The organism is Pseudoalteromonas fuliginea (genome assembly GCF_000690055.1).
Lineage (GTDB): Bacteria > Pseudomonadota > Gammaproteobacteria > Enterobacterales > Alteromonadaceae > Pseudoalteromonas > Pseudoalteromonas fuliginea.
The window spans coordinates 1-14,781 of the sequence record NZ_JJNZ01000053.1; the positions used below are offsets into that span (position 1 = coordinate 1).

Annotated in this window: 11 protein-coding genes; 6 read left to right on the forward strand and 5 right to left on the reverse strand. The window is 39.7% G+C overall.

Going from position 1 to position 14,781, the window contains the following annotated elements; genetic code table 11:
- Positions 1-573 precede the first annotated feature (573 nt).
- Positions 574-1,497, forward strand: a complete 924-nt coding sequence (gene glsB, locus DC53_RS06385; protein WP_002961081.1) for a glutaminase B — start codon at positions 574-576, stop codon at positions 1,495-1,497.
- 37 nt (positions 1,498-1,534) lie between these two features.
- Here the strand turns inward: glsB and DC53_RS06380 are convergent, their stop codons facing one another.
- Positions 1,535-2,839: an inosine/guanosine kinase gene (locus tag DC53_RS06380; RefSeq protein ID WP_033016283.1), complete on the reverse strand. Its 1,305-nt coding sequence runs from the start codon at positions 2,837-2,839 to the stop codon at positions 1,535-1,537.
- A 178-nt stretch (positions 2,840-3,017) separates the two neighbouring features.
- On the opposite strand from DC53_RS06380, the gene tadA reads away from it, so the two are divergent.
- Complete coding sequence (tadA, locus tag DC53_RS06375; RefSeq protein WP_033030871.1) at positions 3,018-3,524, forward strand: tRNA adenosine(34) deaminase TadA; 507 nt, start codon at positions 3,018-3,020, stop codon at positions 3,522-3,524.
- Here tadA and DC53_RS22185 read toward each other — a convergent pair.
- Entirely contained in the window at positions 3,521-3,688 is a 168-nt protein-coding gene (locus DC53_RS22185) for a hypothetical protein (RefSeq protein ID WP_007378795.1), read from the reverse strand. The two genes, tadA and DC53_RS22185, sit on opposite strands and share 4 nt — an antisense overlap.
- Before the next feature lie 163 nt (positions 3,689-3,851).
- Positions 3,852-5,354, reverse strand: a complete 1,503-nt coding sequence (mltF, locus tag DC53_RS06370) for a membrane-bound lytic murein transglycosylase MltF (protein WP_033030873.1) — start codon at positions 5,352-5,354, stop codon at positions 3,852-3,854.
- Positions 5,355-5,565: 211 nt separating this feature from the next.
- On the opposite strand from mltF, the gene purL reads away from it, so the two are divergent.
- The 4 genes from purL to DC53_RS06350 all read left to right on the forward strand — a co-directional run bounded on the left by purL (position 5,566) and on the right by DC53_RS06350 (position 12,724).
- On the forward strand, positions 5,566-9,456 hold the full coding sequence (purL, locus tag DC53_RS06365; RefSeq protein ID WP_033030875.1) for a phosphoribosylformylglycinamidine synthase: 3,891 nt from the start codon (positions 5,566-5,568) through the stop codon (positions 9,454-9,456).
- A gap of 276 nt (positions 9,457-9,732) precedes the next feature.
- Positions 9,733-12,183: an intermembrane phospholipid transport YdbH family protein gene (locus DC53_RS06360; protein WP_033030877.1), complete on the forward strand. Its 2,451-nt coding sequence runs from the start codon at positions 9,733-9,735 to the stop codon at positions 12,181-12,183.
- 2 nt (positions 12,184-12,185) lie between these two features.
- Complete coding sequence (locus tag DC53_RS06355) at positions 12,186-12,383, forward strand: YnbE family lipoprotein (protein WP_007378800.1); 198 nt, start codon at positions 12,186-12,188, stop codon at positions 12,381-12,383.
- Between the two features lie 11 nt (positions 12,384-12,394).
- On the forward strand, positions 12,395-12,724 hold the full coding sequence (locus DC53_RS06350) for a YdbL family probable chaperone protein (protein ID WP_002961068.1): 330 nt from the start codon (positions 12,395-12,397) through the stop codon (positions 12,722-12,724).
- A 48-nt stretch (positions 12,725-12,772) separates the two neighbouring features.
- Here the strand turns inward: DC53_RS06350 and DC53_RS06345 are convergent, their stop codons facing one another.
- Both DC53_RS06345 and waaA read right to left on the reverse strand, forming a co-directional pair.
- Positions 12,773-13,321, reverse strand: a complete 549-nt coding sequence (locus DC53_RS06345; RefSeq protein ID WP_002961067.1) for a DUF1415 domain-containing protein — start codon at positions 13,319-13,321, stop codon at positions 12,773-12,775.
- Positions 13,318-14,601, reverse strand: coding sequence for a lipid IV(A) 3-deoxy-D-manno-octulosonic acid transferase (waaA, locus tag DC53_RS06340; protein WP_033030879.1), 1,284 nt, complete (start codon positions 14,599-14,601; stop codon positions 13,318-13,320). Before waaA ends, DC53_RS06345 begins: the two co-directional genes overlap by 4 nt.
- Positions 14,602-14,781: the final 180 nt, after the last annotated feature.

Consider the following 14,781-nt stretch of genomic DNA (forward strand, 5'->3'; position numbering starts at 1 on the left):
CTATGTGAAAGTAGGACATTACCAGGATTTAATTGAGAGAAACCCGTTACAGTAATGTGACGGGTTTTTTGCTTTTTGTAATTTTGTAAATAGTCCATGCCGAACTCAGTGGCGAAATAAAATAGTTCTAAGGCGAGCCGCGCAGAAGGACGTCCCGACACAAAGATAGTGTAGCATTTGCTATGTGCCTCTCCACCGCTGTGGCACTACGACATTACCAGGATTTAATTAAGAGAAACCCGTTACAGTAATGTGACGGGTTTTTTGCTTTTTTGAAATTTTGTAAATAGTCCATGCCGAACTCAGTGGCGAAATAAAATAGTTCTAAGGCGAGCCCCGCAGAAGGACGCCCCGACACAAAGATAGTGTAGCATTTGCTATGTGCCTCTCCACCGCTGTGGCACTACGACATTACCAATATTTAATTAAGAGAAACCCGTTACAGTAATGTGACGTTTTTTGCTTTTTTAAATTAAGAAAAACATCCCTCTTTAAATTCAACAACAAAACTAGTTGCGTCTATTCGCGCGTGCTAAAATCCAATTTTTATGAATGATGATATAGAGGTCTAGTTTGCCTACAGCTGATTACCAAAAGGTGCTTGATGAAATAGCACATGAAGTACGCCCTTTATTATCACAAGGAAAAGTAGCTGATTATATACCGGCCCTTGCAGAGGTCGATCCTGAGCAATTTTCTATCGCTATTTATACAACTGATGGTAAGACTGTATGTGCGGGGGATTGCTCTCAACGTTTTACCATTCAGTCTGTTTCAAAAGTTATGACACTTACTATGGCACTGCAACGTTATGGTGATGAACTTTGGCATCGAGTTGGAAAGGAGCCTTCAGGTACTGCCTTTAATTCGCTTACACAGCTTGAGTTTGAAAAAGGGATTCCTCGTAACCCTTTCATAAATGCAGGCGCAATTGTAACATGTGATGCGTTATACAGCCGCTTATCTGCACCAATGCACTCTATGCTCGAGACCTTTAGGTTGTTAGCTGGTAATAGAGGGATAGTGATTGATAAAAAAGTCGCTAATTCTGAGTATGAATTTAGGCATCGTAATGCTGCTATGGCACATTTAATGAAGTCGTTTGGTAATTTTGAAAATGAAGTCGATGATGTTTTATGGTCTTACTTTAACTTTTGTTCTATTGAGCTCAACTGTATTGAATTAGCCAAAGCTTATAATTTTTTAGCTAATAAAGGTGTTGATAATCGATCGGGCGATCGTGTTTTAAGTAGTCGTCAAAATAAGCAGCTAAATTCGCTTTTATTTACCAGTGGTTTATATGATGCTGCGGGGGATTTTGGTTACAGAGTAGGTATGCCAGGTAAGTCGGGAGTGTCAGGGACTATTTTAGCCGTGTTACCAAATAAGTTTACGGTAGCTGTTTATTCTCCAGGGCTTAATTCGTTTGGTAATTCGGTAGCAGGAATTGCGGCGCTGGAACTACTATCTAAAAAGCTCGATATTTCTATTTTTTAGGAAATCGAGAGGGAGCAATACTTGCTCCCACCGTTATTTACTGTTCCCAATAAACCTGTTCTAAGCAGTCTTCGCGTTCTGGTAAACCGCGAGATAAGCGAGGAGAGTGCTGAACTAACACTTCATAACTAGCTCGGTTAGCATATTTACTAATTTGCGATAGTGATGAGTAAGTAATAGCTTGTTGCTGATGCTTAGCAGAGTTTGCCACGTTAAGTTTATGATAAACATTTGCTGATAAGTCATGTAGTACAGCCGCTAAAGCACAATCGCCTGCACCATTGGTGTTTTTAATTGAGTCAGGTCCACCCATGAATGGGGCTGTATGGCTATATGCTCTGATAGGCTTATCACACTCGGTTTTACGCATAGCACGTGAAAATTCGTATCGATTAAAATCAGGTATTGCTCCTGGTAATAACGGGTATTCGGTTTCGCGCTTTAAATTTTCGTCAACGTAGCCGGCCATAAATAAACCTTTTTCGCCAGCGGTGCAAATTACCAAATCTACCCAATCAAGTGCTTTATCAGCAGCTAGGAGTGGGTCTTCAAAACCCGTAATAGCTAACCCTTCTTCTTCGTTCATAGCAAGAATATCAACATGCTTTTCAACAAAGTTTGCCCACCAGGTAGGGTCTTGCTCAATTAAGAACTTGGTACCGAGTGTAAGAACAACTGGCACACCTGCATCATTAGCGTATTTTACCGCTTGCATAGTCGCTTCAGTCATCGTTTCACTACCTTGCGTACGCATGAGGTAGGCACTGATCACTAATGCTGATGAATTTTCAATAAGGTTTTTATCGATAGATTCAGGACGTAAGTGATTCATTAGGCCCGCACTTATTGCAAAAGTACGCTCACCGGTTTCATCAATTAATGTAAAACAACGACCTATAGGCCCATCTACTGGTTGAAGATAGTTTAAATCTACGCGGCTTGAGGTGTTGCATAAAAAGCGGTAGGCGTAGCTACCTATTTTTATATTTTCGCTCATTACGCCTAATAAAACTGAGCGATCATCTGCAAGTACAGAGTAGTTGTGCATAGTGTTACCAATGGTCCCACCGGCAAACTCAAAATCAACCATATCGTTTAATTTTAAACGATCGTATAAGGCGTTTGTTATGTCGCTATCAATAACTTGCGACATACCTCTACGTAGTTGAAATTCGTCAAGGAAAGCTTGATCAACTTTTGCCTCTATATCAACAACGATCTGATCGATACCCGTAATATAACTACGTTGTAATCGCTCTGTTGCGTTAAGTTGATTGGTAAGTGGATCTTTGGCTTCCACTGGAAAATAATGTTTATGCCTGCGGCGTCCAGGAAATTTCATTTGCTACCCGTGTTGTGAGCTAAATAAAAAAAGCGTGAGATTATAGCGTAAATCAGCACGAGTGAGCCATTACAAACGGGTAAATATTGTTTTATTTTTGCAATAAAGTAATGAATGACGCACTTTAGAGTGCTAACTAGGTATAATCACAGCATAAAAAGTTATTTAAGTAGAAAGAATGAACGAGCCATTTGATGATTCCTACTGGATGGAGCAAGCGCTTTTGTATGCAAAGCAGGCAGAGTTGCTTGATGAAATCCCTGTAGGAGCGATTGTAGTAAAAGATAACCAGCTAATTTCAGTAGGGTACAACCGTTCAATAACCGATAACGACCCATCTGCCCATGCCGAAATGATCGCAGTACGAGAAGCAGGAAAAGTGCTTAACAACTATCGTTTAATAGATTGTACACTGTACGTAACATTAGAGCCTTGTTCTATGTGTGCAGGAATGTTGGTGCATAGCAGAATAAAGCGTTTAGTATTTGGTGCAGCCGACGAAAAAACAGGGTCTGCTGGTTCAATTATGAACTTATTACAAGAACCGAGGTTAAACCATCAAGTTGAAGTGTGTGGTGGTGTTTTAGCACAGCAGTGTGGCAATACTATTTCAGATTTTTTTAAACGTAGAAGAGCACAAATTAAAGCAACTAAAAAAGCTGCTCGTGATGCGACTAATCTTTAATTAGTCGCAGGGGATATTTCTGACTCTACCATTTGCTGCATAGCAAACATTCGGCGACGCCAGATAATCTTTTTGTGCAATTTGCGCAACATAACACGACGACGTGTGGCCGTTGAATAAATTACATTACGTTTTAATCTTTGTGTGCGTCTACGTTTTAGCATGTTTTCTCCTAATGCAAGAGTGAGAAAGGCACGAGGTATATCTTATAAATTAATGATATACAATTAACACACATTAGTGATCATTTGATGACAAGTAAACAGATATTTAATTTACTTAAATTTCGCTTATAGATATGGTCAAAAATAAACACCTAAATTAATCTTAGTTATTTTTTTCACTTGACTGCTCGGGCTCAATTATAGGTAGTTGCTTTTGTATTTGAGCTTCACTTGCCTCAATTTTTATCTCACTTGTTACGTTTAGCTTTGGCTCGATTACAGTGCTTAGCTCTACGATTGATTCAGGTTTTTCTGCAATAGCATTATTTTCATCTAGCCAAACAAGTGCATCGTAATAGCGACGAATATTATCAACATATTTAACCGCTACATCGCCACGCGCATAACCATAGCGGGTTTTACGGTAATAGCGCTTTTTAATTAACAGTGGTAAGCGTTTTTTTACATCAGCCCATTTATCAGGGCTTGCGCCTTGCTGTTCGGTAATTATACGTGCGTCATTAACGTGTCCCCAACCTACATTGTAGGCCGCTAATGCAAGCCATGTTCTATCGGGTTGCGGGATTCTGTCGGGAATACGCTTAATAAGCTTACTTAAATACTTACCGCCACCGCGAATGTTTTGCTCTGGCTCTAATCGGTTAGTAACACCCACTTGTTTTGCTGTACTGCGGGTTAACATCATAATACCGCGAACGCCTGTTGGCGATTTAGCGCGAGGATTCCACATAGATTCTTGATAACTAAGCGCTGCTAGTAAACGCCAATCAAGACTACCTGCATATTGTTCAAACCACGGTTGGTATGTTGGTAGAGTTTCTTTTATCGCTTCTATATAAGCTAGGGTATTTACATAGTTAAATTGGCGTACATGCCCAAAGTATTTTTCTTCGAGTACGTAAAGTTGATTACTTTGTTTTATATCACCAAAAAAAGGTACAAGTAGAGCATATAAAGAGTCGTCTTTAGATTTGTTGAGTATCCATGCGATTGGGTCGTTATGGGTAACTGAAAAGCCAATACTTAAATTAGGGTGATACCGACGAAACAGCGACAAGGTATGTGTATCGGCAAGGGTGTAATCTATCTCACCATCAATAACTGCTTGAAGTAACTCTTCTTCGTCAAACTCTTCGCTTTCGGTCCAAGTGAGTTCAGGATTGTTTTTTTTCATTTTTTGTAAAGTAAGCGAATGGCTACTTTTAGCTATAACGGTAAAGTTACCATCTAAATCATCAAAATCACGTGGGCGAACGCGCCCTTGTTTATAAACTAACTTTTGGCTAATTGTGCGATAAGTTGGGCCATAGCGATATTGCTCTGCACGGGTTTTATTGTAGGTAAGTCCTGAGGCAATTAAGTCTAAATCCCCCTTTTCAAGGCGTTCAAACATGTCAGATAAGTTAAAGAAAGGGACTATTTCAAGCTCTACACCTAAATAATCAGCAAAGGCTTGAGATAACTCATATTCAAAACCTTGCTCTCCTTGTACTGCTTGATAATAATTACTGGCACTCGCAAGCGTACCCACACGTATTTTGTTTTGCTCTTTTATTTGGGCGAGTTGAGTTGGCTGTTCTTGCATATCACATGCGCACAACAGCATAACTAAAGTAATGATTATTATTAGTTTTTCTTTGAACATTGAGTGCCCCTTAAACTCGCCAGCCACCGTTATAGCAAAACTAAGCCATCACGTCACTTTACCTTTTATTTTATTAACCAAAACAGACTATAAATACAGCTGAAAAGTTAATTTTATGAAAAGCGTAATTTTGAGTTAAATCTGAATGCTAATTGGACTATAATGCGTGCCTAAAATATCGTTCAATCCCTAACCCCGGATGAAATTATCTATGTTGATCCTTCGTGGTGCACCAGCACTTTCAGAGTTCAGAGTTAATAAAATTTTAGCGCGTTGCCAACAATCGCAACTTCCAATCACTAACGTATATGCCGAGTATACTCACTTTGCCGATTTAACATCGCCGTTGAGTAGCGCTGAGCAAACCAAGCTTGAAAAACTATTAACTTACGGTCCAACCATTGCTGAGCATACCCCAGCTGGCAAACTTGTACTTGTTACACCTCGCCCAGGTACCATCTCACCTTGGGCATCTAAGGCTACCGACATCGCCCACAACTGTGGTTTAAAGCAGGTTCACCGTGTTGAACGCGGTATTGCTTATTATGTTGAAGGTAATTTAAACGCAGAACAACTTGCACAAGTAATTGCGTTATTGCACGACCGCATGACTGAAGCCACACATAGTGAGCTTGAAGATGCTGCTCAGCTGTTTCGCAGTGATGCACCGCGCCAAATGTCGTCTGTTGATATTTTAGGTGGCGGACGCGAAGCATTAGCAATAGCCAATGTTGAGCAAGGTTTTGCCCTTGCTGATGACGAAATAGATTACTTGGTAGAAAACTTTATAAAGTTGGGACGTAACCCTAACGACATCGAATTGTTTATGTTTGCACAAGCAAACTCAGAGCATTGTCGCCATAAAATATTTAATGCTGACTGGACAATTGATGGAAAAGAGCAGCCAAAATCGCTGTTTAAAATGATTAAAAATACGTTTGAGTTAAATCCTGAAAATGTATTGTCGGCGTATAAAGATAACGCGGCAGTAATGAAAGGCTCAAAAGCGGGTCGCTTCTTCCCAAATGCGCAAGGTGAATATGCGTACCATCAAGAAGACATTGAAATACTAATGAAAGTTGAAACGCATAACCACCCAACAGCTATCGCGCCATTCTCTGGTGCGGCTACAGGCTCTGGTGGTGAGATTCGCGATGAAGGCGCAACGGGTCGTGGCTCTAAGCCAAAAGCAGGCTTAGTTGGCTTTACTGTATCAAATTTACGTATTCCAGGTTACGAGCAACCGTGGGAAAGCGATTTTGGTAAGCCGGGTCGTATTGTAAACGCACTTGATATAATGACAGAAGGTCCACTAGGTGGCGCTGCATTTAATAATGAGTTTGGTCGTCCTAACTTGTTAGGCTACTTCCGTACTTACGAAGAAAAAGTAACAAGCCATAACGGTGAAGAAGTACGTGGTTACCATAAACCAATTATGCTTGCCGGTGGTTTAGGTAATATTCGCTCTGATCATGTTCAAAAAGGTGATATTCCTGTAGGCGCTAAATTAATTGCGCTAGGCGGACCTGCAATGAACATAGGTTTAGGCGGTGGTGCTGCATCAAGTATGGCCTCTGGTCAGTCAAATGAAGATTTAGACTTTGCTTCAGTACAGCGCGAAAACCCAGAAATGGAACGTCGTTGCCAAGAAGTTATCGATAAATGTTGGCAGCTAGGTGATGAAAACCCAATTGCATTCATCCACGATGTAGGTGCTGGCGGTTTATCAAATGCGTTTCCTGAGCTTGTTAATGATGGCGGACGTGGTGGTAAGTTCCAATTACGTAGCATCCCTAACGATGAGCCAGGCATGGCACCACACGAAATTTGGTGTAATGAATCACAAGAGCGTTATGTACTCGCTGTTGGCGAAGAGGACTTTGACCGCTTTGAAGCAATTTGTAAGCGTGAACGTGCCCAGTACGCTGTTATTGGTGAAGCAACCGCTGAACCTCACTTAACGGTGTCAGACAGCCATTTTGAAAATAACCCTGTTGATTTGCCGCTGGACGTATTATTAGGTAAAGCACCTAAAATGCACCGCGATGTAACGTCAAAGCAAGTTGTTGGCAAAGCGCTTGATATCACATCAATAAATGCAGCAGATGCAGCGCAGCGCTTAATGCGTTTACCTACCATTGCAGAAAAAACATTCTTAATAACAATCGGCGATCGTTCAGTTACGGGTTTAGTAGCGCGCGATCAAATGGTCGGTCCTTGGCAAGTACCTGTTGCTAACTGTGCAGTAACTGCGGCAACGTATGATACTTACCACGGTGAAGCTATGTCACTCGGTGAGCGTACTCCGGCTGCATTACTTAATTACGGTGCATCTGCTCGTTTAGCTGTAGCTGAGTCGTTAACTAATATTGCTTGTGCAAATATTGGTAGCCTTGAAAACATTAAGTTATCGGCAAACTGGATGGCAGCAGCGGGTCACCCAGGTGAAGATGCTGGTTTATATGAAGCTGTTAAAGCCGTAGGCGAAGAGCTTTGTCCTGCGCTTGGTTTAACGATTCCTGTAGGTAAAGATTCTATGTCGATGAAAACGACATGGAAAGATGAAGGTGACTCACAAGAGAAGTCAGTAACATCGCCGCTTTCACTGGTTATAACTGCGTTTGGTCGTGTTGACGACGTACGTAAAACAGTAACACCACAACTGCGCACAGATAAAGGCGATACATCGCTTATATTAATTGATTTAGGTGCGGGCAAAAACCGCATGGGCGCATCAAGCCTTGCGCAAGTTTATAAGCAATTGGGTGATGTAACCCCTGATGTTGATAGCCCAGAGTTATTAAAAGGCTTTTATAACGCAATGCAAGCGCTTGTGGCTGATAGTAAGTTACTTGCTTATCATGACCGCTCAGACGGTGGTTTATTTACCACAGTAGCTGAAATGGCGTTTACGGGTCATACCGGTGTAACGGTTGATTTAGCAGCTTTAACAGGTTCAGACATTGAAGCGCTTTATAACGAAGAGCTAGGTGCCGTAATTCAAGTTGCAAATGCTGATTTAGATGCAGTGAATGCGGTGTTTGAACAACATGGTATAGCAGCAATTAGCCACAACATTGGCACGCTTAACAGTGACGATACGATTATATTTAACCGTGGCGAAAATACGGTACTTAATCATACGCGTACTGAGCTTCGTACTATTTGGGCTGAAACAACGTATCAAATGCAAGCACGCCGTGATAACCCTGAGTGCGCTAAGCAAGAGTTTGATGCTAAATTTGATGCAAAAGATCCAGGCTTAAACGTAAAACTTAACTTTGATTTAAATGAAGATATAGCTGCACCATACATTGCAACCGGTGCTAAACCGCAAATGGCTATTTTACGTGAGCAGGGTGTTAACTCTCATTTAGAAATGGCGGCAGCGTTTAATCGCGCAGGTTTTGCAGCCGTTGATGTGCACATGAGCGACATTTTAGAAGGTCGTTTAACACTAGAGCAATTTAAAGGTTTAGTGGCCTGTGGTGGTTTCTCATACGGTGACGTACTTGGTGCGGGTGAAGGTTGGGCTAAGTCTATTTTGTTTAACGACATGGCACGCGATCAGTTCCAAAACTTCTTCCACCGTGAAGATACTTTCAGCTTAGGTGTATGTAACGGTTGCCAAATGTTATCAACGTTAAAAGAGTTGATCCCTGGCACTGAACATTGGCCGCGCTTTGTAACTAATAAATCAGAGCGTTTTGAAGCACGCTTTAGTTTAGTAGAAATACAAGAGAATCCGTCTGTGTTCTTTAATGGAATGGCTGGCTCGCGTATGCCAATAGCAGTTTCTCATGGTGAAGGCCATGCTGAGTTTGCAAACGATGCAGCCACTAAAGCGGCGCTTGATAGCGGCACTGTAGCGGTTAAGTTTGTAGACAACTACGGTAGCCCTACAACGCAGTACCCAGCTAACCCTAATGGTTCTCCAGAAGGTATTACAGGTATTACGTCAATAGATGGTCGTGCCACTGTAATGATGCCGCATCCAGAACGTGTATTCAGAAGCGTTGCCAACTCTTGGCATCCTGATGAGTGGATCGAGGATAGCCCGTGGATGCGTATGTTCCGTAACGCACGTAAAAACGTAGGTTAATTATATTTACGTTTATACAAGTTAGATTCATAATCTTACTGTAAAATTAAAAAGGCTGCATTGTGCAGCCTTTTTTGATTATACCAATCTGCTTATATATGGGGTCTATTTAACGTTAAGAAAATTACGCTAGAACTAGGCAAAAGTTTTTATATCTATTGTTCTAAATAAAAAACTTTTAACGACGTTATAGTGCAATTTAATTCGTTAAATTGATCAAAGATTTATGCAGGTTGGTATTAGTATAGCTAAAAGCACAAAGCATTTAAGGATAGTATGTTTAAGCGAATTGGTTTAATTGTTGGAGCTGTATTACTAAGTACCTTGCTGCTTGGTTATGTATTTCGTTTACCTTTATTACAGTGGGTTATAGCGCCAGAGCTCGAAAAAGCGGGTGTAACATTAAACTGCCTTGATTTTTCAATCACGTCTAGCTTAAATATTCATGCTGATAGAGTGTGTTTAAATTATCAAAATCAACAATTACAACTTACTGGTATTACTGCAAATACAAAGCGTGTAGATATTGAAAATGCAGTGCTAACAGTTAATCCACTCCCTGAAAGTGATAATGCTAATCAGCTTGCTAAAAATCTCGATTTAGCACTTCCCTTAAATCGCCCATTAATCAATATTAAACAGCTTGTAGTAAAAAGTGATGAGCTCAATAAGCCACTTAAAATAAGCATATTAGAACCCGAACTAAATAAATTTAATGTCTCAGGTGATATAAACGCGAGTGCAATTTTGACTGCTAATAAAGTAAGTGGTCAGTTTGAAATTAATGACACTTTTTTAAAGCAAGTTATAAACACTAAAAATACATTAATAGCAGATTTTAACTTTAATACTCAGCAAGCATTTAGCTTTGATGGTATAGAACTTGAGTTAAATGGCGATATTAGATCCCAGTTTGCTCACACGTATGAGCAGTGCAAAGTTAACGTATTAACCACTGGTAAATTGGCGACGCGTTTTAATTTAAATAGCCAAGCGTTAATATTTAATACCGATTTGCTTAATAACAAAATTAATTTAACACCAAGCTGTACTGAGTTAATTCCACCAAGTGAATATGCAGGCTTTATTAGCAAACAAGTGCCTTTAAATTGGCAACTAAAACTCCCTCAATCAATTAGCTTAGAGGCTAGTGAGTTGAGTGTACCTGTAATTAATTTGGTAAGCGTGGGCGATAAGCAATTTGATATTTTAATAACAGATACAACACTAAATATTAAATCTCCACTTGAGTACCTACATACAACTTTATCAGCTCAAATAAATACACCCAATATAAATAATATTAGCGTTAATGCTCAGTTAGCTGGCACTGCAATTAAAGGCGATTACGTCGTTATGCTTGAAAGCTTGCCTGAGTTTGCACCTGCAACAGCGAATGGGCTTAGCCTTAGTGGTCACTTTAATATAAGTGAGTTTATAGACTCAAAACCAATTGGGCTTATAAACGCTAAATTAACGCTTAATAATGTAGATGCGTTTGATATAAGTGCAGTGCAATATCAAGGTGATTTAACAGCAAAAATGGATAAACAGTTAAACGCAGAGGTAGCGTTAACGCAGCAATTAAAAAGCGCAGAATATAAAGAATTTAAAGCAACGGATATAAGTAACACATTAACAGCAAATGCTAATTTAGGCGTAGGTGAGTTATTTGCTGATCTAACAGCAAAAACCAATATAAAGGCTGTTAATAGCCCTGACATAAAACTTAATAATATAAAAGTAGAGTCTACGGGCTTGCAAAGTCGTGCACTAAAAGCCACGCATCACGCGTTTATAAACGATGTTGAGTTAGTTATAAATCATCATATGTCGTCGCAAGCTCATCCGTTTGAAGTCATTATTCCTGAACAAAGTACGCTGCCGTTAAATGCATTTATTAGGCAATTTGAGCCACTTGCACAGCTAACTAAGGGCGAATTTAATGGCTATATTAGTGGCGATGTAAACTTACAAAGTGCATCGTTCAATATGGGGATTAGTCATGCAAGTGCACTGTATAACGATTACCTTGCGAGTGATTTAAACAGTGTATTTAGCGGGGAGTATAATTCAGGTGAGCTTAATGTAAAACCAACTACCTTTAATTTAAATGAATTTAGAGCAGGTGCTGTAGTTAAAGCGATTGAAGGTCAATGGCAAGTTAATAACAATACCGCGCTTATAAATGATGTAAAAGGAAGTGTGTTTGGTGGCGAGTTTTCATTAGATAGCTACACAGTAGGGAAGCCAAACCAAGTTGCTAATGTTAAGTTTGAAAATATTGATGCAAGCAAACTTGTTACACTCGACGATAAGTCGGGCATTGTATTAACGGGACGCTTGGCGGGGTCTTTACCTGTTCACTTTGATAGTGGAAAAATTGAAATTATTGACGGTAGCTTATTTAGCCAAGGAACAGGTAATTTAAAAATTACCAATAATGCCGCGTTTGATTCAGTAATGCAGCAACAGCAAGAGTTACAACCTGTGTTAGGGCTATTAACTAATTTAGATATTCAAAAACTTAATAGCAGTGTGGCACTAAAAAATGATGGTTGGTTAAAACTAGGGGTTAATTTGCAAGGCTATAATAAAGCAGAGCAGCAGCAGGTTAACTTTAATTATAACCACGAAGAAAACGTATTTACACTTTTACGCGCACTACGTTTAAGTGACGAAATTACACAAAAAGTTGAGCAACAATACTCACAAAAAGGAAACTAATAATGAGACAGTCGTTATTGATAAAAGTACTGCTCGCACTGAGTGCTATTAGTGCACTAAGTGCTTGCACGCATCGTGTTGAGGTGTCTGCTAAAGAGCCCATTACTATTAATTTAAATGTGAAGGTCGATCACGAAATTCGCGTAAAAGTAGATAAAGAACTCGACAATTTATTTAGTGACGACAGTGAGTTATTTTAAGGAGCTAGAACATGAATACGAAGAAAAAATTAAACATTATTACGTTAGTTAGTGCAGTATGTATGTCGTTCTCTGCGTGGGCTATTAGCCTTGATGACGCTAAAAACCAAGGTTTAGTAGGTGAAGATAGCTCTGGTTATTTAGGGCTTGTTGTACAAAACGCAGAAGCAAAAGCCGTTGTTGATGATATAAATGCAAAGCGTAAAGCGCAGTACTTAAAGTTGGCTAAAAAGAATAACTTGTCACTTTCACAAGTAGAAGCGCTTGCTGCTGCTAAAACAATTGAAAAAACCCAAAGTGGTCATTACGTTGAAGTAAATGGTAACTGGGTTAAAAAATAAGCGTTTGTTATTGTCTTGTTTTGCACAAACCAAAATAAAACCGAGCATTTAAGCGCTCGGTTTTTTACAGCCTTCAAGTAACTGCTGCCAAAAATCAATCCCCTTACGCCTTGCTAGATTTATATTATGCTCAGGAATAGATTCAGGCTCGTTATAACTATCAAGTGCTTCGCTCATACTTGCTTCGCGGATTAAGTGCAATGTAGGAAAGGGCGCTCTATTTGTGTAGTTTGCGGCATCGGTTTCATCGCTGTCGGCAAATACATAATCAGGATGAAAGTTAGCAATTTGATACTTCCCTTCAAAGCCTTGCGCGACTAAAAGTGCATTAGCTAAATCGACCAAGTCTAAAAAGTCTTCAAAGTCACTAAAGCCATTGTCAAACATGATAAGGGTTGTTTCGCGCTCTGGTTCACGGTCAAGCTCAACACATTGCTCAAGCATATCCATTACAGCATCATCCATACTCGTTGCTGAGCTTACTATGTAATGAATACAGTTATTTTCTACTTCTTTTCGAGCAAACGGGCAAAAGTTATATTTAACAATAACAGATGACACCCATTCACGGGTTTGGCTTATAGCTATGTTGGTCACGGTTTTGGCTCTAAATATTGATTAATAATGTTAAGTGTTTTTTGTATAGCACCTTGGTTTTTAGTTACGCATTGCGCAGCTTTAATACCTAAGGTTTGGCACGCTTTTGTGTTTTGGCTAAACGTTATAAGCTGCTTTGCGAGTTCGTCGTTACTATCAACCACTACAGCACCTTTGAGCTTTATTAGCTCGGGATAAACATGGTCAAAATTGTATGTGTGTGGACCTGTTATTACACCTACCGAAAACGCTGCTGATTCCAGTGGGTTATGCCCACCTCTGCGAATTAAGCTGCCACCAATAAAGCTCACATTTGCAGCGCCATATAAATACTGTAATTCACCAAGCGTATCAGCAAGAAGTACTTGCTCATTATTATAGTTATTTTGGCTACGACGGCTAAAGCTAAGTGGGCTTTGCGTTAAAAGCTCTGCCACTTTGTCAAATTGCTCTGGATGGCGCGGGGCAATTATAAGTAATGCGTTCGGTTGTTTTTTTAGTAACTCTTGATGGGCTGAAAGTACCAGCTCATGCTCAACAGGATGTGTTGAGCCTGCCACCCACGCAAAGCGTTCATTATTACTATAAAGCTGTTTAAGGTTGAGTACTTTAGCTAGTTGCTCTTCACTTGGTGTTATATCAAATTTTATTGAGCCTGTTACATGGCTTTTTGAAGTCTCAAGACCAAGCTCTATAAAACGTTTAGCATCTGTTTTATTGTGACTCGCAAGTACCGTAATTGAGCGCATAATAATATGCGTTAATTTAGCGACCTTTTGATAGCCCTGCTGCGACTTTTCAGAGAGTCTTGCATTGATGACAAGTACTGGTATGTTTTTTTTGTGGCTTATCGCCATTAAATTTGGCCATAGCTCGGTTTCTAAGATACATAATGCTTGTGGCTTTATACGCTTTAAAAATCGAGCCGTCGCAAACGGAAAATCGATTGGTAAATAGCTACACGCTACAGTATTTTTAAACTGGCTAAGTATTTGCTCTCTGCCTGTTGGAGTATTACAGGTTATAAGTATATTTAAGTTTGGATGCGCTTTTTGCAAAGCTTTAATAAGTGGCGTTGCGGCAAGTACCTCACCAACAGAAGCACAATGAAAAACTAAAGGTTTAGTTTTAACCGTAAATAAAGACTTACTGACAAACCCAAAGCGCTCTTTAAAGTGTGCACGATAGCCTTGGTTTTTTTTACCTCGTAAAATATAGAGATAAAATACAATCAGTGGGCTAATAATAATTAATGCGAATGAGTAAAAAATGCGTGCCATACTGATCTTTCTTAAAGGGAAGTGGCGTTAGTTTACCGTGAAATAGCCGTTTTCTAAACAGACTCGTTATAAAATATGGTCTGGGTTCAGTTATAACCCGATAAAATACACACAATTAAATAAAATTATGGAATAATGAATTTAATTTTTCCTGCCATTTCAGTTCCAAGAGGAATTTTT

Coding starts and splice junctions, on each gene's coding strand:
- DC53_RS06380 (WP_033016283.1), bottom strand. CDS start 2,839: ATGAAATTTCCTGGACGCCGCAGGCATAAACATTATTTTCCAGTGGAA.
- mltF (WP_033030873.1), bottom strand. CDS start 5,354: ATGTTCAAAGAAAAACTAATAATAATCATTACTTTAGTTATGCTGTTG.
- waaA (WP_033030879.1), bottom strand. CDS start 14,601: ATGGCACGCATTTTTTACTCATTCGCATTAATTATTATTAGCCCACTG.
- purL (WP_033030875.1), top strand. CDS start 5,566: ATGTTGATCCTTCGTGGTGCACCAGCACTTTCAGAGTTCAGAGTTAAT.
- DC53_RS22185 (WP_007378795.1), bottom strand. CDS start 3,688: ATGCTAAAACGTAGACGCACACAAAGATTAAAACGTAATGTAATTTAT.
- DC53_RS06355 (WP_007378800.1), top strand. CDS start 12,186: ATGAGACAGTCGTTATTGATAAAAGTACTGCTCGCACTGAGTGCTATT.
- DC53_RS06360 (WP_033030877.1), top strand. CDS start 9,733: ATGTTTAAGCGAATTGGTTTAATTGTTGGAGCTGTATTACTAAGTACC.
- tadA (WP_033030871.1), top strand. CDS start 3,018: ATGAACGAGCCATTTGATGATTCCTACTGGATGGAGCAAGCGCTTTTG.
- DC53_RS06350 (WP_002961068.1), top strand. CDS start 12,395: ATGAATACGAAGAAAAAATTAAACATTATTACGTTAGTTAGTGCAGTA.